Raw genomic sequence first — 1977 nt, forward strand, 5'->3', positions numbered from 1 at the left:
CGTCTGTGAGTTGCCGCTCGATACGAACGTCTCGTTCACGCCCGCGATGTTCTGGTAATAGGTGTTCGTGTTGCCCGACAGGGTCGCCGTCCAGTAGCCGAACGGAATGGAGTACGAACCATTGAACCCGTGCGAACCGAGCGCCTTGTTGCCGAACGACAAATCCTGATTCGCGCCGACCGTGAATATGTCGTTCAGGCCGAGCGGATTGTCGATGCCGAGGCTGACGTTGCCTTGCCATTTGCCTGTCGACTCGGTTCCGGAGTTATCAACCGACGCGACGAACGTCCAGGGCTTTGCACGTCTTTGCAGCGTGCCGCCCGCGGAGTTGTCGAGCGTGCCGGTCACGTCGAGCGTCATCGCGCCGGTTCCGGTCTGCGTGAGGGTGCCGCCGCGATTCATGAGGTTCGACGCGTGCAGCACGAACTGGCTGGCGCTGGATGCGCCGCCGCTGTTGTCGAACGTAGCAGCCGACAAGGTGAGCGCGCGGGCCGCGCCGAACTGGCCCGCGTTCGTGAGCGTCGACCCGGCCGACAGCGTCATGTCGCCGTTGGTCGCGAACGTGCCGCTGTTGAACAGGGTTTGCACGGCGCGCGCAATCAGGCTCTGGACCGCCGTGACAGACCCGGCGTTCGCGATCTGTCCGGCCTGCACGTTGACCGCGCCATTGCCGCCGATTGTGCCGCCCGCGCCGTTGTTGAGCAGGCCGGTCGTCGTGAGGGAAACGCCGTCTGCGTTCAGCGACGCAACGTGACCGTCCGAGTTGTCGAGCGATGCGCTCGACGAGGCAAGCGCGCCCGCGGCCTGCATCGTGCCGCCCTGGTTGTTCGTCGCGCCCGCGACGTTTTCGGTCAGCGTGCTGCCTGAAACGATCTGGCCGGCGCGGTTCGAGAGCGCGCTCGCCGTGAGGGTTTGCGCGCTGCCCGACGACATCGCGCCGTTGTCGTTCGTGAGCGTGCCTGCGGCGCGTGCGTCGAGCGTGCCGCCCGCGGTCGTCGCTGCGCCGGAGAGGTTCAGGTCGCCGTTGTTCGCCGAAAGTATGAGCGCGCCGTTCGCGGAATTCGTCGCGCCCGCGAGATCGACCGACGCGCCGCTTACGCTCGCGTTGCCGCCCGCGACATTGCGGCCGGTCGCCGTGATCGCGCCGGATGCGCTTACGTTCAGGTCGCCGGTTTGCGCAAGCGAGCCGTCGCCGTTCACGCCTGCCGCGAGCGTGCCGGTCGAATTCACCGAACCGGCGTTCGCGCTCGTGTTCTGCTGCGCGGCAATCATGCCGCTGTTGGTCAGCGCGCCAGACGCGGAGAGGTTAGCGTTCTGTTGCGCGTAGGTCGTGCCGCTGCTGTCGATGTCCTGTGCGCTCGCGACGATGTTGCCGCTAGCATTCGTTTGACCGGCAAGCACGAGCCTGCCCGCCGAGGTCAGCACGAGGTCGCCGGATTGTGCAGCCGTGATGCCCTTGAGCGAAATGCCGACGCCTGCCTCCGTGCCAACGAGCACAATGCGGTTTGCGTACATGCCGCCGAGATTGCTCACGTCGATCGAAACGCCTGGCGCTGGGCCGTCGCCCGCAATCGCGGCCGTGTCGAGCGAGTTGTAATCGATGTGATTTGCGCCGGTCACGACGTTCAGGTTCGTCTTCGCGTAGACCGCTGCATTCGCCTGCACGGCGCGCGACAGCAGATCGACCTGATCCACGTCCGACGCGTTCAGGCCCGCGCCGCTGACCGTGATGTTGCCGCCCGTGACGTTGAAGCCCGAGAGCGAACCATCCGCCGCATAGTTCGGCGTGCCTGTGGTCAGCGTCGCGCGACTCGTGTTAATGAATGTGCCGCCGTTGACGGATATCCCCGAAGGATTCGCCAGAATCACATTCGCGCGTTGCCCTGCCACTTCGAGCGCACCATTGAACTGCGACGCACTCGCACTGTTGACCTGATTGACGATGACCTTCGCCGCCTGTCCCGGCGCGAAGTTCGG

Annotated in this window: 1 protein-coding gene; it reads right to left on the minus strand. The window is 65.5% G+C overall.

The window, feature by feature from the left end; translation table 11 throughout:
• A partial coding sequence (locus BMY06_RS38010) for a two-partner secretion domain-containing protein (RefSeq protein WP_143064473.1) occupies positions 1-1977 on the minus strand: 1977 nt, incomplete at both ends.

It is taken from the genome of Paraburkholderia tropica (assembly GCF_900109265.1).
In the GTDB taxonomy this organism is placed as follows: domain Bacteria; phylum Pseudomonadota; class Gammaproteobacteria; order Burkholderiales; family Burkholderiaceae; genus Paraburkholderia; species Paraburkholderia tropica.